This is a genomic window from Desulfobulbus oralis, assembly GCF_002952055.1.
GTDB lineage: Bacteria > Desulfobacterota > Desulfobulbia > Desulfobulbales > Desulfobulbaceae > Desulfobulbus > Desulfobulbus oralis.
This window is the reverse complement of record NZ_CP021255.1, coordinates 33,574-55,692: the sequence shown is the minus strand read 5'-3', so window position 1 is coordinate 55,692 and position 22,119 is coordinate 33,574. Positions and strand designations below refer to the sequence as shown.

The 22,119-nt window shown below is 60.0% G+C and carries 20 protein-coding genes; 6 read left to right on the top strand and 14 right to left on the bottom strand.

Features of this window, described 5'->3' with window-relative positions:
* From CAY53_RS00215 to CAY53_RS00195, 5 genes are all read right to left on the bottom strand, one after another.
* Positions 1-630 carry an anthranilate synthase component II gene (locus CAY53_RS00215; RefSeq protein ID WP_104935423.1) on the bottom strand — a complete coding sequence of 210 codons (630 nt, stop codon included), beginning with the start codon at positions 628-630 and terminating at the stop codon, positions 1-3.
* On the bottom strand, positions 624-1,631 hold the full coding sequence (locus CAY53_RS00210) for a hypothetical protein (protein WP_104935422.1): 1,008 nt from the start codon (positions 1,629-1,631) through the stop codon (positions 624-626). Before CAY53_RS00210 ends, CAY53_RS00215 begins: the two co-directional genes overlap by 7 nt.
* Positions 1,624-2,568 carry a hypothetical protein gene (locus CAY53_RS00205; RefSeq protein ID WP_104935421.1) on the bottom strand — a complete coding sequence of 315 codons (945 nt, stop codon included), beginning with the start codon at positions 2,566-2,568 and terminating at the stop codon, positions 1,624-1,626. The genes CAY53_RS00210 and CAY53_RS00205 overlap by 8 nt, the downstream gene beginning before the upstream one ends.
* On the bottom strand, positions 2,569-4,086 hold the full coding sequence (trpE, locus tag CAY53_RS00200; RefSeq protein ID WP_104935420.1) for an anthranilate synthase component I: 1,518 nt from the start codon (positions 4,084-4,086) through the stop codon (positions 2,569-2,571).
* Between the two features lie 154 nt (positions 4,087-4,240).
* A complete protein-coding gene (locus tag CAY53_RS00195; RefSeq protein WP_104935419.1) occupies positions 4,241-4,846 on the bottom strand; it encodes a hypothetical protein in 606 nt (201 codons plus the stop codon).
* 25 nt (positions 4,847-4,871) lie between these two features.
* Here CAY53_RS00195 and CAY53_RS00190 point away from each other — a divergent pair, with 25 nt between their 5' ends.
* Positions 4,872-5,285 (top strand): hypothetical protein, encoded by a 414-nt coding sequence (locus CAY53_RS00190; protein ID WP_146106334.1) that lies wholly within the window; start codon positions 4,872-4,874, stop codon positions 5,283-5,285.
* Here the strand turns inward: CAY53_RS00190 and CAY53_RS00185 are convergent.
* Positions 5,233-6,048 carry an LbetaH domain-containing protein gene (locus CAY53_RS00185; RefSeq protein WP_104935417.1) on the bottom strand — a complete coding sequence of 272 codons (816 nt, stop codon included), beginning with the start codon at positions 6,046-6,048 and terminating at the stop codon, positions 5,233-5,235. The genes CAY53_RS00190 and CAY53_RS00185 overlap by 53 nt on opposite strands.
* 264 nt (positions 6,049-6,312) lie before the next feature.
* Here CAY53_RS00185 and lon point away from each other — a divergent pair, with 264 nt between their 5' ends.
* From lon to CAY53_RS00160, 5 genes are all read left to right on the top strand, one after another.
* On the top strand, positions 6,313-8,742 hold the full coding sequence (lon, locus tag CAY53_RS00180; RefSeq protein ID WP_104937369.1) for an endopeptidase La: 2,430 nt from the start codon (positions 6,313-6,315) through the stop codon (positions 8,740-8,742).
* An 83-nt stretch (positions 8,743-8,825) separates the two neighbouring features.
* Complete coding sequence (mltG, locus tag CAY53_RS00175) at positions 8,826-10,247, top strand: endolytic transglycosylase MltG (RefSeq protein WP_104935416.1); 1,422 nt, start codon at positions 8,826-8,828, stop codon at positions 10,245-10,247.
* A 435-nt stretch (positions 10,248-10,682) separates the two neighbouring features.
* Positions 10,683-12,809 carry a tetratricopeptide repeat protein gene (locus tag CAY53_RS12350; protein WP_146106333.1) on the top strand — a complete coding sequence of 709 codons (2,127 nt, stop codon included), beginning with the start codon at positions 10,683-10,685 and terminating at the stop codon, positions 12,807-12,809.
* The gene (tnpA, locus tag CAY53_RS00165; RefSeq protein WP_104935414.1) at positions 12,802-13,245 is read left to right on the top strand and encodes an IS200/IS605 family transposase; all 444 of its coding nucleotides are present in this window, start codon (positions 12,802-12,804) and stop codon (positions 13,243-13,245) included. Before CAY53_RS12350 ends, tnpA begins: the two co-directional genes overlap by 8 nt.
* 62 nt (positions 13,246-13,307) lie before the next feature.
* Positions 13,308-13,781 (top strand): hypothetical protein, encoded by a 474-nt coding sequence (locus CAY53_RS00160; RefSeq protein ID WP_146106332.1) that lies wholly within the window; start codon positions 13,308-13,310, stop codon positions 13,779-13,781.
* 72 nt (positions 13,782-13,853) lie between these two features.
* Here CAY53_RS00160 and CAY53_RS00155 read toward each other — a convergent pair whose 3' ends face one another.
* From CAY53_RS00155 to CAY53_RS12820, 8 genes are all read right to left on the bottom strand, one after another.
* Positions 13,854-16,031 (bottom strand): HlyD family efflux transporter periplasmic adaptor subunit, encoded by a 2,178-nt coding sequence (locus tag CAY53_RS00155; RefSeq protein WP_104935412.1) that lies wholly within the window; start codon positions 16,029-16,031, stop codon positions 13,854-13,856.
* The gene (locus tag CAY53_RS00150) at positions 16,031-17,446 is read right to left on the bottom strand and encodes an efflux RND transporter periplasmic adaptor subunit (protein WP_104935411.1); all 1,416 of its coding nucleotides are present in this window, start codon (positions 17,444-17,446) and stop codon (positions 16,031-16,033) included. Before CAY53_RS00150 ends, CAY53_RS00155 begins: the two co-directional genes overlap by 1 nt.
* Complete coding sequence (locus CAY53_RS00145) at positions 17,443-18,330, bottom strand: efflux RND transporter periplasmic adaptor subunit (RefSeq protein ID WP_146106331.1); 888 nt, start codon at positions 18,328-18,330, stop codon at positions 17,443-17,445. Before CAY53_RS00145 ends, CAY53_RS00150 begins: the two co-directional genes overlap by 4 nt.
* Positions 18,331-18,592: 262 nt before the next feature.
* Complete coding sequence (locus CAY53_RS00140) at positions 18,593-19,261, bottom strand: DUF799 domain-containing protein (protein ID WP_219842680.1); 669 nt, start codon at positions 19,259-19,261, stop codon at positions 18,593-18,595.
* Positions 19,251-19,637 carry a DUF4810 domain-containing protein gene (locus CAY53_RS00135; RefSeq protein ID WP_104935409.1) on the bottom strand — a complete coding sequence of 129 codons (387 nt, stop codon included), beginning with the start codon at positions 19,635-19,637 and terminating at the stop codon, positions 19,251-19,253. The genes CAY53_RS00140 and CAY53_RS00135 overlap by 11 nt, the downstream gene beginning before the upstream one ends.
* Positions 19,612-20,280 (bottom strand): CsgG/HfaB family protein, encoded by a 669-nt coding sequence (locus tag CAY53_RS00130; RefSeq protein ID WP_219842679.1) that lies wholly within the window; start codon positions 20,278-20,280, stop codon positions 19,612-19,614. Before CAY53_RS00130 ends, CAY53_RS00135 begins: the two co-directional genes overlap by 26 nt.
* A gap of 263 nt (positions 20,281-20,543) precedes the next feature.
* Positions 20,544-21,551 carry a RelA/SpoT domain-containing protein gene (locus CAY53_RS00125; protein ID WP_104935408.1) on the bottom strand — a complete coding sequence of 336 codons (1,008 nt, stop codon included), beginning with the start codon at positions 21,549-21,551 and terminating at the stop codon, positions 20,544-20,546.
* Positions 21,527-21,979 carry a Panacea domain-containing protein gene (locus CAY53_RS12820; RefSeq protein WP_181040317.1) on the bottom strand — a complete coding sequence of 151 codons (453 nt, stop codon included), beginning with the start codon at positions 21,977-21,979 and terminating at the stop codon, positions 21,527-21,529. Before CAY53_RS12820 ends, CAY53_RS00125 begins: the two co-directional genes overlap by 25 nt.
* Between the last annotated feature and the right edge of the window lie 140 nt (positions 21,980-22,119).

Sequence of the window (22,119 nt, the reverse complement as noted above, 5' to 3'; positions counted from 1 at the left end):
CTACTGGTTTTGCCAAAGTGCGGGATAATCGGGCCGGAGCAGGTTGTGCAGCAGCCCGAGTCCGTCCGTGGTCATGATGGATTCCGGATGAAACTGGATGCCCTCCACCGGCAGCCTTTTGTGGCGCAGACCCATGATCAGGCCGTCGTCCGCGCTTCTGGCCGTGACCGTGAGGCAGTCGGGGAGGCTGGCCTCTTCCACGATCAGGGAATGGTAGCGCATCACGGTGCAGGGCGAGGGCAGGCCGGCGAACACGCCTTTGCCGTCATGCGTGACGGGGCTCGTTTTGCCGTGCATGGGCCTGGGCGCACGCAGCACCCTGCCGCCAAAGGCCTGGCCGATGGCCTGGTGACCCAGGCACACGCCCAGCACCGGAATGGGCGGCTCGCGGCTGCTGGCCGCGAGAATGGCCCTGACCGAGATGCCGGCTTCGCTGGGGGTGCAGGGGCCGGGCGAGACGATGAGCCGTGTCGGCGAGAGCGCCATAAGCGCCGCCACCGTGACGGCATCGTTACGGAACACGCTGAGTTCCGGCGGCTGCCAGTCTGCGGGGGCCCCCGGCGGAGCCGTACCCAGCATCTGCACGATGTTGTAGGTAAAGGAATCGTAGTTGTCGATGAGTATCAGCATGAGCTGTCCTGTGGATTGCGGGGTTCCTGTGCCGGCCAAGCTGCGTGTTTCGCCGGAGCGGCGCCTTGTTCCTGATAAAAAATATCCCGGGCGGCCAGAGCGCCTGCAATCAGGGACAGGAAGGAGAGCGCGTTCCACAAGATGGCCATGGCGTCTAAGTATGAGGGGAGCATTCTCTTGCCCTGCCATGTTGTCTCGACAAGAACCACGTACAACGCCACTGCGAGACACCAGGCCATCATCAGGGGCAGAGCGTTTTTCCGGCAGGCCAGGAGCAGAGCCGCCGCTGCCTGGCCCGGCCTTTGCCCGGCCGGCATCGTCAGGGCCGGGCCCAACAGCGTAGCCAGCAGGGCAGGGGTCACAGCCAGCGAACCCAGCCCCAAAAGACACACCATGGACTGAATGGCTTCGGAGGCGGGAAACACGGCAAAGTCATCAAGAAGGGCCGCCACCATCACGGCCAGGTATGGCAGCCCGGTGCTGGTCCGGGAAAGCGCATCTGTCGTTATGTAGGACAGATCTAAACCCATGCTCAGGAGGGGTGTGGACAGCAGCACCAGCAGGGCCAGCGCGTAGAGCGCAACCACAAGCGCGAGCAGCCACAGGCGCTTTTCCCGGAAAGCGGCGAAGACCATGAAGGCATGGCCGGGTTCGCCGCGCCCCTGGGCGGCAACCATGCGGGCCACACCGCCCGCCAGCAGTACCCACAGGCCCGGCCAGGCCACCAGGGCTCCATATCCGGTGAGCCTGGTGGCCAGCCGCCCGGCGTCCGCCAGGCGCAGCAGCAGCAGGCTGCCGGCCACGGTCAGCGCTTCCACCGGAAGCAGGGCGCCGAGCCACGACAGCGGCCGCCTCACGACCAGCCCGCAGGCCCGTGCCAGCCAGCGCAGGCCGCTCCAGAACGGCACCCGGCGCGGGCTGCCGCTCCCGTCTTCCGGCCCGGACGGCGGGCTCAGATCCGCCTTGGGTGCGGCGTAGGGGTTGAAGTTTGCTTCAGGCATCGGGCTCTGCCACCTCGGGAAACATGTCGTGTACAGCCAGGGCGCCTGCAATCAGCCACAGGAAAAAGAGCGCATTGCAAAGAGCGGTCTCCACAGCGGTCAGTTCACTATCCGGCCAGGGCAACAAACGCATGCAGTCTGTCTCCCCGAAAAAGAGAGCCAGCCCGAGACACCAGGCCATCATCAGGGGCAGAGCGTTTTTCCGGCAGGCCAGGAGCAGGGCCGCCGCTGCCTGGCCCGGCCTTTGCCCGGCCGGCACCGTCAGGGCCGGGCCCAACAGCGTAGCCAGCAGGGCTGGGGCCACGGCCAGCGGCCCCAGCACCACCAGATGCACAAGGAGCTGCCACTCCACAGGCCAAGCGGGCAGCCAGTCCAGCAGACAGCGGCCCACGATGAGGTCCAGCCAAATGAAGCTCGTATTGGCCGAGATGATGTCATATCCGTCAAAATTGATCTGATTCCCGCTCAATTCCGCCATCACCAGCAGGGCCAGCGCGTAGAGCGCAACCACAAGCGCGAGCGGCCACAGGCGCTTTTCCCGGAAAGCGGCAAAGACCATGCAGGCATGGCCGGGTTCGCCGCGCCCCTGGGCGGCAACCATGCGGGCCACGCCGCCCGCCAGCAGCACCCACAGGCCTGTCCAGGCCACCAGGGTTCCATATCCGGTGAGCCTGGAGGCCAGCCACCCGGCGTCCGCCAGGCGCGGCAGCAGCAGGCTGCCGGCCACGGTCAACGCTTCCACCAGAAGCAGGGCGCCGAGCCACGACAGCGGCCGCCTCACGACCAGCCCGCAGGCCCGTGCCAGCCAGCGCAGGCCGCTCCAGAACGGCACCCGGCGCGGGCTGCCGCGCCAGCCTGGCGCCTTTGCTTCGGCAGGCACTGGACTCGTGTCGACCTGGACCGGGGTAGAGGGCTTCTGCTGTTCTTGTTCTGCCATTTACAGCTCCTGTTCGGCCAGTTCCACGGCCTTTCGGATGGCCATGGATTTGTTGACGGTTTCCTCGTATTCCCTTTCGGGATCGGAGTCTGCGACAATGCCGGCGCCTGCCTGGACCCACAGGGTTTTGCCGGTGTGCACGCAGGTGCGCAGCGCGATGCAGAAGTCCATGTTGCCGGAAAAGCCGAAGTAACCCACCGCGCCCGCATAGGGCCCCCGGCGGCAGCATTCCAGCTCGTCGATGATCTCCATGGCCCGTATCTTGGGCGCGCCGCTCACCGTACCGGCCGGGAAGCTGGCGGCAAACACGTCGAACTGGTCTTTCCCCGGCGCCAGGCGGCCCTGCACGCCGGAAACCAGGTGCATCACGTGGCTGTAGCGCTCGACCACCAGGAGTTCCTGCACCTGAACCGTGCCCGGAGTCGCCACCCGGCCCACGTCGTTTCTGCCCAGATCCACGAGCATGAGATGCTCGGCCCGCTCCTTCTCGTCGGCTCGAAGCTCCCGTTCCAGTTCCTGGTCTTCCTCCGCGGTCCTGCCGCGTTTTCTGGTGCCCGCAATGGGGCGCACCGTAATCCGCTCCTCTTCCAGCCGGACCAGAATTTCCGGTAAAGAGCCGATGAGCGTGATGCCGCTCTGGCGCAGGAAGAAGAGATAGGGGCTGGGGTTCACGTGGCGCAGGGCCCGGTATACGGCAAAAGGCGTCACATGGGCCTCGGCCTCGAAACGCTGGGAGGGCACCACCTGAATCACGTCGCCGGCCAGGACGTATTCCCGGGCGCGCTCGACCATTTTCCGGTAGCCGTCCGGCCCGGCGCTGCTGTGGAATACATGTTTTGCTGCAGGTTCGTGCCGGCAAAGACCTGCTGGCACCGGCCCCCGCAGTTGGGCGCACACCGCGTCGATGCGGCTGCAGGCTTGGGCGTGGAGCGCCGTGGCGTCGAGCCCGGATGTTTCGGGAAGCCACACCGTGCACACGACGCGCAGCAGTTGCTTCAGGTGGTCATGAATCAGCAGAATGCGCGGGATGAACAGGGCACTGTCCGGCATGTCCTGCATGGGATGCCGGTCTGGCAGCTTTTCCACAAAACGCACCATGTCATAGCCCAGATAGCCGACCAGTCCACCGTAAAAGCGGGGCAGCATCGCCGTGTCGTCAGGCTTCGCGACCCTGAAGGAGCGCATGAGCTCGCGCAGGGCCTGGAACGGATTGCCGTCTCTTTCCACCGGCGTCATGCCGGCCAGGCCTGGGTAGGCGATGCGGTAGTGCGGGCCCTGGCTGGTAAAGGTGATGAGCGGGTCAAAGCCGATGAAGGAGTAACGCCCCCATTTTTCGCCGCCCTCCATGGACTCGAACAGGAAGACCTGCTCGCTGTTTTCCGCGATTTTGGCAAAGAGGCTGAGCGGCGTATCCAGATCGCCCAGCATCGTGCGGTGCACCGGCACGAGATTGTGGTTCTGAAGCGCCGCGGCAAAGGCAGCGGTATCGGGCAGGATGGCGGAAAAGGAGCTGGACATTGGTATTGGCCGGGTTAAGACAGCGTGCGGCCGGGATCGTCCGGCCGGGAACGGAAAAAAGCCCCAGGGCGGCCAATATACCGCTGTGCCGCCCTGTTTGGCAAATATTCTTGCAGGAGAGAGGCGGCAGGGGCCTTTTGGCGGTTGGGGAGCTTCAGCCTCCGGCCGCCTGCCCGGCCTTTTGCAGAAGCCCCAGCAGACAGGGCCTGGTTTGGGGCTGCAGGCCAGGCCTTTCCCCTGCCGTCAGGTCGGCCAGGAGCAGGGCCAGACTCGTCTGCGGCAGCACGAAGAGCCGGAGGCGGCAGAGCGCTCCCGGCCCCTCCTTTGGCCTCGCTTCGCTGTGGCGCAGGCTCTCTGCACAGGCATCGGCCAGTCTTTGCACGTCTTCGTCCGCTGCGTCCTGCAGGGCGGCCAGGCCGTCCAGGAGTTCCGGGCACTGCTGCTGCAGAAGCTCCGGACCGGCGGTGGCGGGCAGGAGGAGTCCGGGCAGGGCCATGGGCGCACCGCCGGCCTCCCGGCAGGCGGCCAGAAGCGCGTCCGCGACTATCGGATTCTGCGTGATGAACCAGGGGTTGGGGCAGGGCAGGCTGCAGTGCGCCAGGAGCCGGCCCTTTTCGGCGAGCCGGCGCAGTCCGGCCTCTTCTGCTCCGGGACCGGGCAGCGGGCAGAGATGGACAAGCGGCGAGAAAGCCGTTACAAGGGGCAGTACCCAGTCGGGGCTGGCCGCACTTTCCAGCAGCATGCAGGCAACAGGCAACATGGCAACTCTCACTTGAATGAAAAATATGGACAACAGAACCGAAATGCCGGCTCCGCGCCGGTCAGGGCCCGCGGGCGCCTCGGAGACGCCCCGGCAGGGCGTCCTGACGCTCTTCTTCGCTGGCCTTGGCTACGTGATTTTCCATCTGCGGCTGGGCCAGAGCCTGGCGGCCACGGTGCTGCACACGCTGGCGCAGATGCTGCTCACCGCACCCTATACCATTGGCTTCACCTTCATTCTGATCTTTGTCTACCGCCGCATTTCCGGGCAGCAGCAGCGGCCGCCCTGGACGCGGGTGCTTCGCATCTTCTTTGCCGTGGGCATCTGCTTTGCCTTCTTTTTCGCCCTCTACGAGTACGGCGGCGGCGATCCCTACGCCATCGACACTAGGGCAGGCGACTTCTGGCGGGGTGTATTCCAGAAACTGCGGTTGCATTAGGCATGAGCAGAGAGTCCGGGCCGATCAGCGTGCCCGGGCTGGTGACCGAATTGCAGCCGGTCTGCACCCGGTCGCCCAGAATGGCGCCGAACTTGAGCAGTCCGCTGTCCAGCCGGCCCTGTCCGGTTCTTATCATGACCCTGCCCGGCAGAAAGCGCAGGTTGGCGCACTTGGTGCCTGCCCCCAGATTGACATCCCGGCCCAGAATGGAGTCGCCCAGATAGGCAAAGTGCCCGGCCTTGGCTTCGTCCAGAAAGACCGAATGCTTGACTTCCGTGGCATGGCCGACCACGCAGCCGCGACCGATGAGGCAGTTGCCGCGCATGTAGGCGCTCTGCCGGATCTCGCTGTTGTCCCCGATGATCGCCGGGGCCTTGATGAGCGCGTCCGCCTCGATCAGGACGCCCCGGCCGATTTTGATGCCGCTGCCCATCAGGACCGCGCCTGCCATGACCACGGAGGCGCCTGCCAGCAGCCGCCCCTTCTCGTCTCTGACCGCAAGTTCTCCTTTCGCGATGCTGCCGCTTGCAATGGCAAAATGCCGGCCGGACAGCACCCTGCCCTCGTGCAGGACCAGCGGCGCGGCGAGCGGGATGCCGTTTCCCAGATCAGCGGGCAGCAGCAGGCCGCCTGCCGCCTGTGCCACCTGCGCCTGCACATAGTCCTGTAAACGGGTCAGCGCCTGCCAGACCTGTTCGCAGCCAGCGAAAAGAGCGGCATGGCTGCTTGCCGACAAATCAAAATATGAAGCCGGATCGTACATGGGCACCTCCAGAGTGTTGAGACTGCAAGGGTAAAACGAGAGCCCCGCCGGCACAAGCAGAAAGCGACCGGCGCCCCGTTCGCCCTGTTTGGGCCCGGGGAGCGAATGCGGCTGCAGGCCGGTGTCTGCGGGCGCGCTTTCTTGACTTCATGGCCACGGTGTTTATTCTTGAGCCCTACTTTCAATGCTGTTTGGCTGACGTGCGCATGCGCGAAGGAGATACACGTGGATATCGATGATGCCGGCACCCATGGCGGGACGGAAATGGCGGAAGCGCCGCAGGACCTCGAAATCCCGGAAGTGCTGCCCCTGATGGCGGTGCGGGATGTGGTGGTCTTCAACTATATGATCATCCCGCTTTTTGTGGGGCGGGACAGCTCGGTCGAGGCGGTGAACGAGGCGCTTTCCCAGCAGAAACTCCTCATGCTGGTGACCCAGAAAGACCCGACTACAGATGAACCGGGCCCCGAAGACCTGTATCAGGTGGGCATGGTGGTGCAGATCATGCGCACTCTGAAGCTGCCGGACGGCCGGCTGAAGGTGCTGGTGCAGGCCCTGTCCAAGGCGCGCATCAAAAAGACGTTGCAGACCAAACCCTGCTACAGGGTGGAGCTGGAGCTGGTGCATGAGCCGGAACTGGGCGAACATTCGGTGAAAACCGAGGCTCTCATGCGCGCCATCCGCGAGCAGATGGAAAAGATCATGTCGCTCAGGGGCCATCTTTCGGCTGATCTGATGATGGTCATCAACAACATCGAGGAGCCGGGCCGGCTGGCCGATCTGGTTGGCGCGAACCTGCGTCTGAAGGCCTCGGAGGCCCAGAGGATTCTGGAAAGCATCCACCCGCTGGAGCGGCTGCAACTGGTCTCCGAACTGCTGAACAAGGAGCTGGAAGTCTCCACGGTGCAGGCGAAGATCCAGTCTGACGCCAAGGAGGAGATGTCCCGGAGCCAGCGGGAATACTTCCTGCGTGAACAGATCCAGGCCCTGCGCCGGGAGCTGGGCGACGAGGACGATTATTCGCAGGAAATCGAGGAGCTGGCGCGGCAGCTCCGCAAGAAGCGGATGCCCAAATACGCCAAGAAAGAGGCCAGGAAGCAGCTCAAGCGGCTGGAGATGATGCACCCGGACGCCTCGGAGGCCAATATCATCCGCACCTATATCGACTGGTTTCTGGATCTGCCATGGAAGCAGAGTTCGGAAGACGTGCTGGACCTGGCCCAGGCCGCAAAGGTGCTGGACGAAGACCACCACGGTCTGGAAGAGATCAAGAACCGCATCCTGGAATTTCTGGCCGTGCGCAAGCTGAATCCGGACACCAAGGGGCCGATCATCTGCTTTGCCGGTCCGCCGGGCGTGGGCAAAACCTCGTTGGGTCAGGCGATTGCCCGGGCCATGGGGCGGAAATTCTACCGCCTCTCCCTGGGCGGGATGCGCGACGAGGCCGAGATCCGCGGCCACCGCCGCACCTATATCGGCGCCATGCCGGGCCGCATTTTGCAGGGCCTGAAGCAGGTGGGCACCAACAATCCGGTCTTCATGCTGGATGAAATCGACAAAGTGGGCGACGACTACCGGGGCGATCCGTCCTCCGCGCTTTTGGAAGTGCTGGATCCGGAGCAGAACGCCACCTTTTCCGATCACTACATGAACCTGCCCTTTGATCTGTCCAAGGTCATGTTCATCACCACGGCCAACCGGGTGGACACGATCCCCGGGCCGCTGCACGACCGCATGGAGGTGATCGAGCTGTCCGGCTACACGCTGGAGGAAAAGATGGCGATCGCCCGCAAATACCTGCTGCCGCGCCAGATCGAGGCTTCGGGCATCAGGCCCAGCCAGATCAGGATGGAGGACCAGATTCTGCGCCGTGTGGTGCGCGAATACACCCACGAGGCTGGCGTGCGTAATCTGGAGCGCGCTTTGGGCAAGGTCTGCCGCAAGATCGCCCGCCGTGTGGCTGAAGGCGGCAAAGGGCCGTATTCAGTTTCCAGCGCCATGCTGGAGAAATACCTGGGGCCGCCCAAGTTCCTGCCGGAAAGCGAGCTGGATGCCAGCGGCGAGCCGGGTCTGGTCGTGGGCCTGGCGTGGACGGAGCTGGGCGGCGAGCTTTTGCAGATAGAGACCAGCATTCTGCCGGGCAAAGGCAAGCTGCTCCTGACCGGGCAGCTCGGCGAGGTGATGAAGGAATCCGCGCAGGCGGCGCTCAGCTACTGCCGCAGCCGGGCCAAAGAGCTGGGCGTGGCGCCGGAGTATTTCGATACTGTGGATATCCACATTCACGTGCCAGCCGGCGCCATTCCAAAGGACGGGCCCTCTGCGGGCATCACCATGACCACGGCGCTTTTTTCAGCCATCAGCGGCAAGCCGGTGATCAAGGGTCTGGCCATGACCGGCGAGGTCACGCTCCGCGGGCGGGTGCTGCCCATTGGCGGCCTGAAGGAGAAGGCTCTGGCCGCACTCAGGGCGGGTATTACCCATATTCTGATTCCCATGGAAAACCAGAAGGATCTGGTGGAGATTCCGGAGGAACTGCGGGATCAGTTGAGCTTTTACCCGGTGCAGCACATGGATGAGGTCATTGCCCGTGCCTTTGGCGATGCCTCCGGGGCCGGGGCCGGAAAAAAGCCGCGCAAGTCGCGGAGCAAAGCCGGAAAATCGGAGCCGGACACCGAGGAACGGCAAAACGATTGAGGTTTTTCCTGCCATGCCTTTCATCTTTCTGACTCCCCGTTCCTGCCGGTGCGGGGAGTCTTTTTTTGGAGGATCGCCGAATTATGCCGGATAGGGAACTGCCAGCAGATCAGAAATCGGAAAAAACTGCTTCAGACCCGGAACTGGAAGCCGGGTCGGCAGAAGCGGCAGGCGTTTCGGACGCAGCGTCATGCGGTGCGGGGCGGCAGGAGGGGCCGGAGCTGCAGGCGCCTTCGGCGATGGCCGATGCGGGCGGCGGCCCAGGTCTTAGGAAATGGCGGCGCAGCTTCGCCGCTGTGCTCCTGCTCGTGCTGGGCATTGCCGTTTTTTTGGGCGGCTGGTTCTGGCAGTTCTGCCGTCAGCCGGTCGGCCCGGGTACGGAGGTCACGGTGCTGATTCCTCCGGGTTCGGGTGTGCGCCGGATCGGCGCGCTGCTGGCGGACAAGGGCCTTGTGCCGGACGACATCCGCTATCTGGTCTGGCTGCGCCTTTCCGGCCTGAGCGGGCGGCTCAAGGCCGGTGAATACAGCTTTGCCCCTGGCATGACTGCGCCCCAGGTGCTGCGCAAAATCGCGCGCGGCGAGGTGCTGCGCCATCCGGTCACCATCGTGGAGGGCCTCAGGCTGGAGCAGATCGCCGCGGTCTTTGCCGGCGGCGGCTGGGTGGATGCCCAGGAATTTCTGCGCCTCTGCCATGATCCGGCCTTCCTGAAGAGCGAGCGGGTGCAGGCCAAAAGCCTCGAGGGTTACCTCTTTCCAGATACCTATTTTATGGAGCGGGGCATAACGGAGGCGCAGTTGCTGCACCGCATGGTCCAGCGCTTCCGGCAGGTCTGGGGGGAGCTGCCCGGAGCCGCGGCCGGGCAGGCCGGCATGAGTCCGCACGATACGCTGATCCTGGCTTCGATAGTGGAAAAGGAGAGCGGCAGGGCAGCCGAGCGCCCGCTCATTGCCCGGGTTTTTCTGAACCGCCTCGGTCAGGGTATGCCGCTGCAATCCGACCCGACCGTCATCTACGGCCTGGGCGCGGCCTATACCGGCAAACTGCGCAAGGCCGACCTGCGCAGCCCTTCGAGTCATAACACCTATATGCTCAAGGGCCTGCCGCCCGGGCCGATTTGCAGCCCCGGCCGGGCCGCGCTGTCGGCCGTGCTGGCCCCTGCCGACTCGGAAGCCCTGTATTTTGTGTCCAGAAACGACGGCAGCCACGTGTTCTCGAACACCCTGGCCGAGCATAACCGGGCGGTGCAGCGCTATCAGAAGCAGGGGCGGCGCCCGCCGGAGCAGGGTGGTGGGGTTGCAGACGGCACCCCGGCCAACACCATGTCCTCTGATCCGGAGGGCGGGGCGGAGGGGCGGCACATGACGGCTGAAGGGCCGACACAGGGCGAAGGCAGGGCGGCAGGCGACACTGAAAAAGGGCCGGCGGCATGGCCCGGGAAAAAGGCCGACAAGCCGGGCAAGGGCAAACAGGTTCAGGGCAGCGGCCCTGATGCACCTGATTGAATTGTTTGCTGAAAATTATATGTTAAGGTTCGGTGCATTCCAATTGCAGGTGGAGCCCAGTTAGGGCGTGGTGAAAAACTGCAGCGGGAGACTGGCAGCGTAGCCCGTTGCGAGGGCGGTCATTCAGCCGTTGTGCAACCTTGTGGAGCATGCCTGCCGTGATCTGGTGGCAGTTGATGCCCCGGATTTGGAGCTGCCCTGGCGCAGTTCCCGGCACGCGCTTGTATGGCTTCTGCCAGGATACACTGCAACTTTCCGGCAACTCATGGCCATGGCTACAAATACTTCGTTACTGGTGCGCTCTTCCAGTGTAAGATGGCTGTGGGCATGGTGAACTCCTTTTGGCTGCTGCCTGTCGGCCTTCCACCTTGGCCAGTATCCCGTCCTGTCTCCACCCGTGGTGCATTGGCAATTTGAATTCACAGGAGAGGAAAAATGAACAAGAATACTGCATTTGTAATCAGTTTATTGCTTATATTCTACTTTAGTAATATTGAAAATTTGATGTGTGATGAAATCAAGAGACCAAAGTTGATGTCAGAAAGGTTATTTACAGATTCATGGTGTATGCCATATAACGATTCAATATCATATGGATATTATTATAATAAATATAATAAACATAAAGAAGTATGGTCAAAATCATTAAATTATATAGGGATCCAAGGTAAAATATATACAGAAAATGTATCTTCAGCAGGCATATCTTTTAATTATAATCAGGCAATAAGAACTTTTCGGGAAATTTCTATAGAATATGGAGGGGAATCTCCATATTTAAAAATATGGGCGGCAAACCAAAATAGAGTATTTTCAGCATGTTCCTCTTCATCCAACCAATATAATCCGCCAATACGACCAAATTATAAATTATTACCTAAGCGAGCGCAAAGCGATTTTCTTTATCAACTTGGAAGCTGGCATTTTTATATTGGTGATTACAAAGAAGCATTGAAATATTATGAAGATCTTGAAAAGATGGCAGATGCTCCACAGCGGCCATTTGCTTCTTATATGACTATTCGTACTCTAGCATATATGGGGCATATTCCAGAAGCTTATAATAAAATAGAAAAAATTGTATCTGATCCTTCGCTACATTTAATTCATTATATTGCTAGAGATTACAGATTTATAATGATGAGTAGATTTATAATGATGGGTAATTCAGGTATATTATTTAGGCCATACGATTTTAACATTCCTCGTAATACAGTATTAACTCATCTGGATTGGCTTAATCAAATTATTCATTCGAATTTAAAAGAAATAGAAAAAACTGATCAAATGCTTATAGAAAAAAACAATGCTTTGCAGCAAATTGATACCTATTTTCCGCTATATGATCCAGATTCTAGAGCGGTAAATTGGTGGATAACTGCTGGTACCCCAAAAAGTATTAAGATGCAGGCGGTCAAAACCTTGGCTAGAAAAGATGACTTTATTGATTGGATGCAGGCCAAGTGGGCGTATAATATTTTTGATGTTGACTGGCTCTGGTCTCTCCATAAGAAAGATCATCCTTACTGGCAACAAAACAGGGATATTGTCCTTCACGCTCTGAAAAAATGGAAGACAACCAAGGATGGTGTTTGGCTGCAAGTTGCCATACAGCGTGTTCATCCTCATGATATGTTGGCCCAAGAGATAATGGCAGATGCCAAGCCATTGCTTCAATCTCCATGGGCAGAAGAAACGCAGGAATTTCAATCATGGTTTTTAAGTCTTTGGCAACATGTCATACGTATCCATTTGGCAAGAGGAGAAGCAGAAGAAATTAGTGCTTTGCTCAAAAAGCACTGGGATTATTTTGATAAAAAATGGAAGCAATATGGCGTATACTCCATTGAATTTAAGTCGGTTCTGAGCAATATATTCAGATGGTATATATATACCGGGAAATTTAACGAAGCGCGTTCATTTCTCGGAGATATTAAAAAGAAATTTCCTTATAGCTTTTATAGATGGGAAAGTATACTGGCCTTGAATATTGAAGAAGCGGAAAGTATCGCCTTATCTTCTCATAAGATATACCATTATTATTCAGATAATTATGAGAATGATGACTACTTTTGGCGGGCTATGGTTGATATATTACCGTTGAAAGAGCTATATCGTATAGCTACCAATAAGCTTATATATAAAGAATACAGAAAAATGATAGCAAAAACTATTTTTACCAGAGCAATTCTATTAAACTATGATAATAAAAAAATTGAGGAATATGCGGATTTGGCAGGCAACCTTAATCCATCGATTCGTGAATTGATAAATGAACATATTTCAAAAGATGATTATTATAAATATATATCGTTACTCTTAAAAATTCCCAGATTAAGGCCTACAGTATATTTGGGATTTTGTCAGGATCCTGTAAATAATCATATAGTAAAATTTTCAGAATTTGATATAGATTCCCATAATCCAAATGATAATAATTGGTGGTGTCGCTATGATATCTCCTCATTGAAAGAGGAAATTTTTAATGTCTCTTTCTGGGAATGGGAGAAAATCCCTCGCCTTGAGGCGAAGACTTCAGTAGGTTTGCGATACTATGGATGACTATGCGTATCGCAAAGGCTCGCATTCAATTTATTCCCTCAAGGTCCATATTGTATGGATTACCAAGTATCGCAAACCGGTTCTCTTTGGAGACGTGGCCGTGCGTTTACGGGATCTGATACGAGAAATATGCCGATCCATGGATATAGATATTTTGAAAGGGCACGTCTCCAAAGATCATGTACATCTGTTTGTTTCGCTTCCTCCACAGATTTCTGTGAGTAAATTGGTTGGCCGCATAAAAGGGAAAACCTCACGCAAGCTGCTTGCAGAAAACCGACGTTTGTCCGGGCAATTTTGGGGCCGTCATCTGTGGGGTCGCGGATATTTTGCCGCCAGTTCAGGCAATGTCACAGACGATGTCATCATGCAATATATTGCAGAGCAGGACTTGGAGGAGCGAGCCCACGATGACGATTTTACCCTGGCTCCGTAAGCCGCCTTGCAGGCGGCAATGGTTCGAAGCTACCGCCTTTAGGCGGTAGAGAATTCACTTTAATGAAAATTATTCCTATAGACAATAAAATTTTTTCATCAGATATGAGTGAAGATGAAATAAAACCATATCTTGATTTAATGAAAATTATTCCTATAGACAATAAAATTTTTTCATCAGATATGAGTGAAGATGAAATAAAACCATATCTTGAGCAGCAAAAACAGTTGCTGAATCAGCATCCTTATTTCGCCTTGATTGATCAGCAGGAAATTGCAGCTCTGGAAAGAGTGCCTTCTGGTCCGCAGTATCTGAGCACCGCAGTCATCGGCAGGGAATTTGCACAGCCCTTTATACGCAGCCCGGAAGAGCGGAATGAGCGCGCAGCGGATCTGTATCGGGCAGTGCGGACAACACGTTATGGCTGCCGTCGTGACGGCTCACATGCCGCCTATTCACGCCGGGCCTTTCTCGTGCTGCACAGGCGCTATGGGGATACGCCCTGGGCCAGATCCACTCCCTATTGGTTCAAGTAGCCTGTTGCCACATGGCCCGGCCAAACCCGCTGGGCATCTGGCGCGCCCCGGATACGCCATCCGCTTCTGCCGTTAAAAGCCCGATTCCCGGATGAGCAGGGAGTGCAGGTTGCGCCACATGCGCAGGGCGTAGCTGCGCGGCTCGCTGGCCACCCGCACGTGGCCCCGCTGGATGGCGCGCAGGGGCCGGCCCTTCTCTGCAACCGCAAAGACGACCAGAAAAATTGAATCCCTGGGCCGGTACTGCCCTGGATGCCCAGCCTCTTCAACGGCGATCGGCCCGCCGTGCACCGAGGCCAGAAGCGGCTCGCCCAGCAGGGCCGTATTGACCCGGCTGATGTGGATGACCGAGACCGGCAGGCGCTCACCCCCCAGGTGTTCCGCGTAAAAGAATCCCGCCGCCCCCTCGCTCAGGGCCGGCAGTCCCTCCGCATCCGTATAGGCAAAGACCAAAGCAGGCCCCTCTGTATTGGCGATCATGCCCAGGCTCTGTCCCTCGTCGACCCACAGGCCCGGCCTGAGTTCGTCGGCAACGGCCACCACCACGCCGTCGAAGGGCGCGGTGATATGGAGCATGGCCGCCTTTTCCCGGAAGCCCCGGTAGAGCTGCTGGGCCTTGACATTCTGCTCGATGGCCACTTCCCGCTGCTCCCGCAGGAGATCGACGTCGGTATTGGCCCGCTGCAGCAGCGCTCCGGCCAGCTTGATCTCGGTCGCCGCCTGTCTGATGTTGAAGTCGAGTTCGGGCGAGGCCAGATCAAAGAGCGGCTCGCCCTTGTGCACCCTGGCCGGAGGGTGCACATGCACCTTTTCGATCCTGGCGGCAAAGGGCGGATAGAGTTCGGTGAATTCCGCAGGCCGGAGGACGGCCGGCAGCAGTTGGTAGCTGCGCCAGGGCAGGAAGAAGAGCAGGGCCAGGAGCGTCAGCAGGGCGAGGCTGACGATGCTGTGCCGGTTCCAGTGCATTTCCCTGCGCTTCCTGTACCAGAGCAGCAGTTCCTTCTGAATGGGCAGCCAGATGAAGCAGAGCAGTTCGATTGTGCCCAAGACAATGCCCAGCACCTTGATGAAGAAGTGGTAGACCATCAGGGCGATGCCGGTAAAAATCATCAGGCGATAGAGCCAGACGCCCAGGGCATAGAGAATCATGAAACGCCGGACACCGGGCCGGACCTCTTCCGGCGGCGGATCGCCGAAGCCGAAGATCAGTTCGCGCAGCCGCCACCTGGCCAGGGCCATGGACCGGGGTTGCAGGTTCTTGATGCCTGTGAGGTCGGAGAGCAGGTAGTAGCCGTCCCAGCGCATGAAGGGGCTGATGTTGACCGCCAGGGTCATGATCCAGGAGGTGGTGGCGAGAAAAAAGGCGGTGTTGCGCAGGACGCCCGGCGGCAGGATGGTCCAGGCCAGGGTGCTGAGCACGGCCAGCGCGCCTTCCGCCGCCATGCCGGCGGCCACGATATGCAGCCGCTGCCTTCTGGAGGTGAGTTTCCAGCTTTCGCCGGTATCGGTGTAGAGAAAAGGCCAGAACACCAGAAAGGCGATGCCGATGACCGGCACGTGCAGGCCGTAGTGTTTGCAGCAGTAGGCATGGCCGAGTTCGTGGCAGCACTTGGCCACAAAGACGGCGGCAGCGTAGTAGACGAGCGAATCCCAGCTGAGAAACTCCAGGGTGGTGCGGATGAAGGCGTCCCACTGCCGCAGTACGAGGAAGAGCGCGAGCAGGGCCGCGATCCCCAGGAAGCAGCGGAAGCCCGCGCCGAACAGCGGTCGCACCAGCCACAGGGTGTTGCCGAGAAAGGCATCCGGTCGCAGGATGGGGACGCGGAAGAAGAGGTAGTGGGACACCAGAAACCTGAGCACGCTGCCGTATTTTTTCCGGGCGGCCAGCCGGCTTTTGCGCAGGAGCGTTTGCGGATCGTCCAGCAGGACCTGCTGTGACTCCAGAAAGAGGCCGGTTCGTTTGATGTCTGCCTCGCTGACCGTCAGGGCGGTCTCGCGGTTGATGCTCTGGACAATGGCCTGGCTGTTGCCCAGGCTCCAGCGGCTGATGATCTCGAATTCCAGCCAGCCGATTTCGAGAAAATGGTTGGCCACCGGATCGTGCAGCACCCAGGTGGGCGAACCGTCCGCCTGGGGCGTGCCGGGGTAGAGATCCACATCCGGCCGCAGTTGCCCGAAAAAGGCCGCGGGCGCGGGCGCTTTCCCGCCGCCGGCCATGCCGCAGCTCTGTTGCACCGCCAGCCCGGTCATCAGAGTCCCACCTCACGCCGGATGACCGAGAGCGGCTTGCGGAAAATGTAGTAGAACAGCGAGACCCTGCCGCCGTAGACCTTGGCCGTGCCCTGCAGGCCGATGCGCCGCTCCTGTTCCGGCCCGTCGAAGGTGGCCTTCAGCACAAAGCTCAGACCGCCGCCCGGCTGCTCCTCGGCCTTGAAACTGGTGCGGCTGATGGTGGCGGCCACAGGGTTGAGCGGGTCGGTGCGCAGAAAGAGCCTGACCGCAGCGCCCGGTTCCAGGGCGATGGCGTCGTCCACCGGCATCATGATCCGGATTTCCGCCCTGGTCGGGTCGGCCAGGGTCATCACCTTTTCGCCGATGGCCACCGGGCGGCCGATCCAGTCGTTACGGTCGCTGAACAGCGCCATCCCGTCCTGGGCCGCGCTGATCTTCTGCCGCTCCAGTTCCTGCCGGGTGTAATCGACGATCAGGGCCTTCTCCTCGGCCTGCACCCGCAGCACTTCGAGATCCGCCTTGCTGAGCGGATCGGAAAAGGCCTTCTGTTCGGCGCGCAGGTATTCCGCCTGCACCACCTGCAGGTTCTTCTGCGCCAGGGCCAACTGGTTGACCATTTCCGTGTCGTCCAGATGAAAGAGCAACTGCCCCCGCCGCACCATCTGGTAGGGCTGCACGTCGATGTCCCGGATCTGGCCCCTGACCGGAGAGCTGACGATCAGGGGGTCCCTGGGCACGATTTCCGCCGGAGCCAGCACGCTTTCCGGAATGCGAACAAGCAGGAGCAGGGCCAGCAGGGTGGCGGCCACCGTCAGGCCGACAGTCCGCCGTTTTTTTGTGGACAGGGCCGGCAAACCTCGCCTGGCCTCGCTCTGGAAGGCGGCCAGGGCATGGCCGTAGGCGTCGCTCAGCACCTCCAGCAGGGAGAGTTCCTGCGGCAGAAAGGGCTCTTCTCTCGCCAGCAGGAGCAGCCCCAGCAGGGCCTGATTCCGCCCCCTGAGCGGGCAGAGCAGCACCTGCGCCGGCCACCACTGCTGCCAGCCCGCAACGGTGGCCTTGTCCAGCCGCCCGGGATCGATCTGCTGCAGTTTCACCTCCGGATACCTTTGCAGGATGCTCCGGCAGAAGTCTCTTGCCCACAGGGCAAAGGGCGTGTTGCCGTCCACCGTGGCCACGGCGGACACCGCCTCCAGCACGGGGCTGGCCCCATTGCCCCCGCCGCCCCTGCGAAAAAACAGGGCCTGGTAGTAGGGAATGAGGCGATGCGTCCAGTTCACCATGGTGAAGGCCAGCTCCTGCCGGCTTTCACAGCGGCGGGCCTGACGCTCCAGGGCGATCAGACGGACCAGCCCTTCCGCAGGGCCCGCGGACTTGGCCGCGCCGTCCTCCTGCGCGGGCGGTCTGGCCTGCGCTCTGTCCGGCCCCTGGCTCATTGCCGGTCGAACTCCGCGTAACCGCTCATGCCGGGGAGCAGCTCCGGATGATCGCCTGGAATCTCCGCGTAGATCTTCACCGTGCGGCTGACCGGATCCACCCGTGCGCCCAGGGCAGTCACCCGGGCCTCGTAGGCGGTCCCGCTTTCCTCGATATGGGCCCTGAAGCGTGCTCCCGGTTTGAGCCAGACCATCCAGGCGGAGGGCACGTGCACATGGGCCTCCAGATCATGGGAATTCTGAATCAGCATGATGGGCATGCCGGGTTGCAGGGTCTCGTGGGCCTTGGCCTTCAGCTCCACGACCTGACCGTCGAAGGGCGCGGTGATGCTGCAGTTGGCCATTTTGGCGTTGACCGCCTTGATCTTGGCATTGGCCTCCGCCACTTTGGCCTGGGACAGATCCTTTTCCAGGGAGCCGATCACCTTTTCGGCATAGAGTTCGGCGTTGGCTTTGTTGGTGGTGCTGTGCAGCCGGAGTTCGGCCTGGGCCACCGCCTTTTCCGCGGCCAGCTCCCTGCAGTCGAAGCTGACCAGGGTCTGCCCGGTCTTGAAGCGCTCGCTTTCCCTGACATGAATCTGGCTGATGGTGCCGTACAGGCGGCCGGCAATGGTGGCCTCCCTGTTGGCCACCACCAGCACGCGCATCTTCTGGGCAGCGGCAGCCTGAACCGGGCCTGTCGCGCCCGGCCCGGGCAGGGGCTGCATCCCGTCCAGGCCGGACTGCGTGCCCGGGGCGGCGATCCCGCTGCCGGCATCTGCGCCTGGGCTTTGTTCCTGAAGGCCTGCGCTCACTTCGGCTTTCAGCGGGACTGGGGCGGCAAGCAGGAAACAGATCAGCGCCGGGAGGAGCTGGCGGCGCCGGAACTTCTGGGCAATGTGCATGTCTTTCACCAGGATGATGAGAGCATTCGCCCGCCCTTTTGCAACGCGGGCACTGTATACTGTGCCGCCATTATAGAGTGGCTGCCGGATTTTCGCCAGCCCGCAGGCCGCTTGCCACAAAAAAGGGAGCGGCAGAGCCGCTCCCCGTGCGTGCAGGCGGATGCCGGGAGGACGCCGCGCCCGTTTTGGCTGATGCCCATGCCGGCCTCGCTGTCCGCCCCATCCCCTGGGCCGCGCCTGCAGCCGCGGCTGGCGCCCGTTCCTATTTCCCCGCGCCTGCCTGCTTTTCCGGAGTCGGCGCGTAGGGGCCGGGGTAGAGCCCGTATTTGTCTGCACAGAAGAGCTGGCCGGAAACAATCGGGGCTATCTGGGTATGGGCCCGGTCTGTGCTGGTATTGATGATCTGATCAACGACCGCGCTGACCAGCATGCCCACAAGTCCCTGATTGGCGCCCTGGCTGTTGCTGTGCCTCTCCGCCTCGCCGTGCCACAGCTCCGTACCGCTCCTGGCATCGACCAGGCGGGCTTTGGCCCGCACCTGGGTCAGGCTGGTCAGCACCATGAAGCTGGTGCCGAACTGTTCCACCGTGATGTACATCACCGCATCCGCGCCAAATATTTTCCGCAGCCGCTCCAGGGGGAGGGCATGGGCCTCTTCCGGCTCGGTGATGCCGTTTTGCCGAAAGGTCTCGTTGCTGAGCGCCACCGGTATCACATAGTAGCCCTTTTCCGCAAGGGAGATGGAACTCCAGGAAAGCAGACTGTTGCCTGCCTGGATTTCAGTGCTGTGGTTGATGGGCGGAAGCACCAGAATCGACCTTGGCCTGGCCTGGGCAAAGGCGGTGTAATCGGCGGGCTCGCGCGTGGCGCAGGCCGAAAAGAGCAGGGTCTGCGCCATCAGCAGGACGTACAGGAAAGATTTATTTTTCACTCTGCCGCTCCGGCTTGTTTTTCTCGGCCAGCAAAAAGTCCATATAGACCGCGGACTCCGGGAACAGCTCCTTTTCCCGCATGAATTCCGCACGCATCCGCTCCATATTCCCGGTGTGGGCATAGAGCAGGCCAAGCTGGGCATGATAGCCCGGCGGCACTTTGCCGCCGGCGCTGTCCACCTGCCGGCTGTGCTCCTCCATGGCATGGATCTGCTCCTGCAAGGTGATGGGATCCTGCTGCATCAGTTGATAGGAGATGGGCTGATAGGGCCCCCACTGGTAGAGCAAGTGTCTTGGCGTGCAGGCGGCAAGCGGCAGGAACAGAAGCAGCAGGGCCAGGAGCGGCCGCTTATTCGGCAGGCGTCCAGGCGCCATTGTCGATCCCCTGCACCAAGTTGTCGACCGCCTCGCGGATGGCCAGATCCAGCACCTTGCCGTTCAGGGTGGCATCGTAGCCGGCCGTACCCCCGAAGCCGATGATTTCACGGTGCGACAGGGCATACTCTCCAGCCCCCTGCGCGGAATACACCACAGCCGAGTCGCTGACCCGCACCACATTGAGATCCACCTTGGCATAGGCGATCTGCTCCTTGCCCCGGCCAAGGATGCCGAAGAGCTGCCGGTCGCCGATATTTTTCCGGCCAAAGGCGGTGACATCCCCGGTGATGACGTAGCGGGCCCCCCGGATCTCCTGCCTGGTCCTGGCCAGCCCGGCTTCCTGCCTGATTTCGCTCATGTTCTCCCGGTCGAGCACCGTAAACCTGCCCGACTGCTGCAGGCATCTGAGCAGGATCGTCTTGGCCTGACTGCCAAGGCGGTTGTCCCCGTTTGAAAACACGCCGTTCATGTAGCTGGATTTATTGTCGAATTTGCCCACGGAAATAGAAGTCCTGGTGCCGCTGTAGGGGCGGTCATAGGCCTTGACCTTTTCTGTCGGCACGACCCTGGAGCTTTCCGTGGCGCAGCCGCCAAGACAGCAGACAAGGAGGGCGGCAGCACAAATTTTCATGAGATGCATGGGTTTTCCTCACATCGTCAGGGAAGAAGAGAAAACGGAGAGCGCCCTGGCCCGATCATGCCCGCGACCATGATGTCGCAGGCCGGGAAGACGCCCCGCCTGTGCGCAGGATTGTACCAAAAGCGGGCCCGTTGCACCACCATCTTCGTCTGCCCGGCTCGGCCCCCGTCAGGCGGCAGTTTTCTCTACCAGGAGGCTGTCCGGCTTGGTTGCGCTCAGGCGTTGGGGGCAAGGAGCGGAATGGCAGCGCCTTGCGGCCAGATTCACTGCAAAAGCCCTTTAAGTTGGGCCATGAACTCCCTGATTCCCGAAAAGTAATTAGGGAAGGCAATTTCCAGGTGCTCCCGGGAGGCGGCGCGGGCCAGGAGGTAAATGCGCCCCACCTGTCCTGGGCTTTCAAGCTCGGTGTACTTGTCCGCCGCAGCGGCCTCCTCTTGCGCTGAATAGACCTCAAGGTTGATGGTTTGCTCCTCTGTGTTCACGGTGAGCAGACAGCTTCCAGCGCGGCAAATCTGCTTATCGCTGTCCTGGATAAACATCGAATTCTCAGCCGCGCGCAGGCGATGATAAATATTTAATTGCCTGTCAATTGCCTGTAATTCTTCCCTTAAAGTCCTTTCATCTTCAAGCCCGGAGTTCATCAGGGCAGAGAGAATTTGAAAATATCGCCTCTCCTCCGCCTTGCCTTCGCCTGCCTTCAGGTTGCCCCGGGCAATCAGATCATAGGTTTCAACTCCTGTTGCCCAGGCGTGTTGAAGACGCGACCGTATCTGGATTTCAACACGCAGCCCCTGATAGCCTGCCGCATCATGACGGCAAATGAGATGCATGCCCCGGTAACCAGAGTCTTGTGGGACAGTCAGGTAGTCCTTCCTGATGGAAACTCCGGCCGCCCCAATTTCGTTGGCCATGCGGCGAACATCGTCATCATGCGGCACGATCAGGCGGCAGCCGGCCAGGTCCTGCATCTGACTCAGATCAGATCGATGGCCAGAGCGCCTCAGTTTGTCAATGATGGATTCCAGCCTCTTCAATCGGCTGACCAGAATGGTTGATTCGTCCCTGCCACATACTGATTCAAGCAGATCCAGTGTCTTGTGCAGGGGAGCCATATGGACCGCACGCCAATACCCCAGGATGGCCAAGGCCTCTGTTTTGTCCGCAGGTGCCATTGCTCCAGCCTTGCGGCCGGCAAGCAAATCACCGGCCCTCCTGATCTGCTTTTTGGAAGGGGCCTTGCCCTCGTTCACCTGAGTGCGGGATTTGCGCATTCAGGGCTGGAGTAAAAGGTACGCATCGCCTCAATGCTTATTTCCTGGTCGCTCCTGTCCTCCGGTTCGCGTCCATGGCGTGCATCCTGCCAGGGCTTCTCGTTGTGGCTGAGCTGTCTGAGCTGTTCGCCGGAAAATGGCCCCAACACACGGACGACCGCACTCGCCGCCTCCCTGGCCCTGTCCGAAAGCCCGGCGCTTGCCGCAAGCTGTCCTGGTCCTATCATGAACATCCCCGTGTGCCGATGAAACAGGTCGGGCACCACCGGCCCGTTGATCCACGCCTCTATGCGGTTCCTGAACAGGGGTTTGCCATTTTTGACGAGAAACCGGGCCTGTGTGTAGAATACCAGCTTCTGAAGCTTCATCGTGGTGACCGGGCCGGTCAGAGTCAAGATATATGCTGCGACGTCAACCGCTTCAACCATTGTCCACCTCATTGAAAATCGGGCGAGGCCAGCCTTCATGCCCAGCTTGGCATCTGCCATGAGGGGCCTTCGCCACTTGCATCCTCCAAGCGTGTGGGCTCCGCTGTATTCATTCCGCTGCGCTTTCGCCTTTTCATTGC

Excerpts from the sequence above, each read along its gene's own strand:
- CAY53_RS00215 (WP_104935423.1), bottom strand. The coding sequence starts at position 630 with ATGCTGATACTCATCGACAACTACGATTCCTTTACCTACAACATCGTG.
- CAY53_RS00210 (WP_104935422.1), bottom strand. The coding sequence starts at position 1,631 with ATGCCTGAAGCAAACTTCAACCCCTACGCCGCACCCAAGGCGGATCTG.
- CAY53_RS00205 (WP_104935421.1), bottom strand. The coding sequence starts at position 2,568 with ATGGCAGAACAAGAACAGCAGAAGCCCTCTACCCCGGTCCAGGTCGAC.
- trpE (WP_104935420.1), bottom strand. The coding sequence starts at position 4,086 with ATGTCCAGCTCCTTTTCCGCCATCCTGCCCGATACCGCTGCCTTTGCC.
- CAY53_RS00195 (WP_104935419.1), bottom strand. The coding sequence starts at position 4,846 with ATGTTGCCTGTTGCCTGCATGCTGCTGGAAAGTGCGGCCAGCCCCGAC.
- CAY53_RS00190 (WP_146106334.1), top strand. The coding sequence starts at position 4,872 with ATGGACAACAGAACCGAAATGCCGGCTCCGCGCCGGTCAGGGCCCGCG.
- CAY53_RS00185 (WP_104935417.1), bottom strand. The coding sequence starts at position 6,048 with ATGTACGATCCGGCTTCATATTTTGATTTGTCGGCAAGCAGCCATGCC.
- lon (WP_104937369.1), top strand. The coding sequence starts at position 6,313 with ATGGCGGAAGCGCCGCAGGACCTCGAAATCCCGGAAGTGCTGCCCCTG.
- mltG (WP_104935416.1), top strand. The coding sequence starts at position 8,826 with ATGCCGGATAGGGAACTGCCAGCAGATCAGAAATCGGAAAAAACTGCT.
- CAY53_RS12350 (WP_146106333.1), top strand. The coding sequence starts at position 10,683 with ATGAACAAGAATACTGCATTTGTAATCAGTTTATTGCTTATATTCTAC.
- tnpA (WP_104935414.1), top strand. The coding sequence starts at position 12,802 with ATGGATGACTATGCGTATCGCAAAGGCTCGCATTCAATTTATTCCCTC.
- CAY53_RS00160 (WP_146106332.1), top strand. The coding sequence starts at position 13,308 with ATGAAAATTATTCCTATAGACAATAAAATTTTTTCATCAGATATGAGT.
- CAY53_RS00155 (WP_104935412.1), bottom strand. The coding sequence starts at position 16,031 with ATGACCGGGCTGGCGGTGCAACAGAGCTGCGGCATGGCCGGCGGCGGG.
- CAY53_RS00150 (WP_104935411.1), bottom strand. The coding sequence starts at position 17,446 with ATGAGCCAGGGGCCGGACAGAGCGCAGGCCAGACCGCCCGCGCAGGAG.
- CAY53_RS00145 (WP_146106331.1), bottom strand. The coding sequence starts at position 18,330 with ATGCACATTGCCCAGAAGTTCCGGCGCCGCCAGCTCCTCCCGGCGCTG.
- CAY53_RS00135 (WP_104935409.1), bottom strand. The coding sequence starts at position 19,637 with ATGGCGCCTGGACGCCTGCCGAATAAGCGGCCGCTCCTGGCCCTGCTG.
- CAY53_RS00130 (WP_219842679.1), bottom strand. The coding sequence starts at position 20,280 with ATGCATCTCATGAAAATTTGTGCTGCCGCCCTCCTTGTCTGCTGTCTT.
- CAY53_RS00125 (WP_104935408.1), bottom strand. The coding sequence starts at position 21,551 with ATGCGCAAATCCCGCACTCAGGTGAACGAGGGCAAGGCCCCTTCCAAA.
- CAY53_RS12820 (WP_181040317.1), bottom strand. The coding sequence starts at position 21,979 with ATGGTTGAAGCGGTTGACGTCGCAGCATATATCTTGACTCTGACCGGC.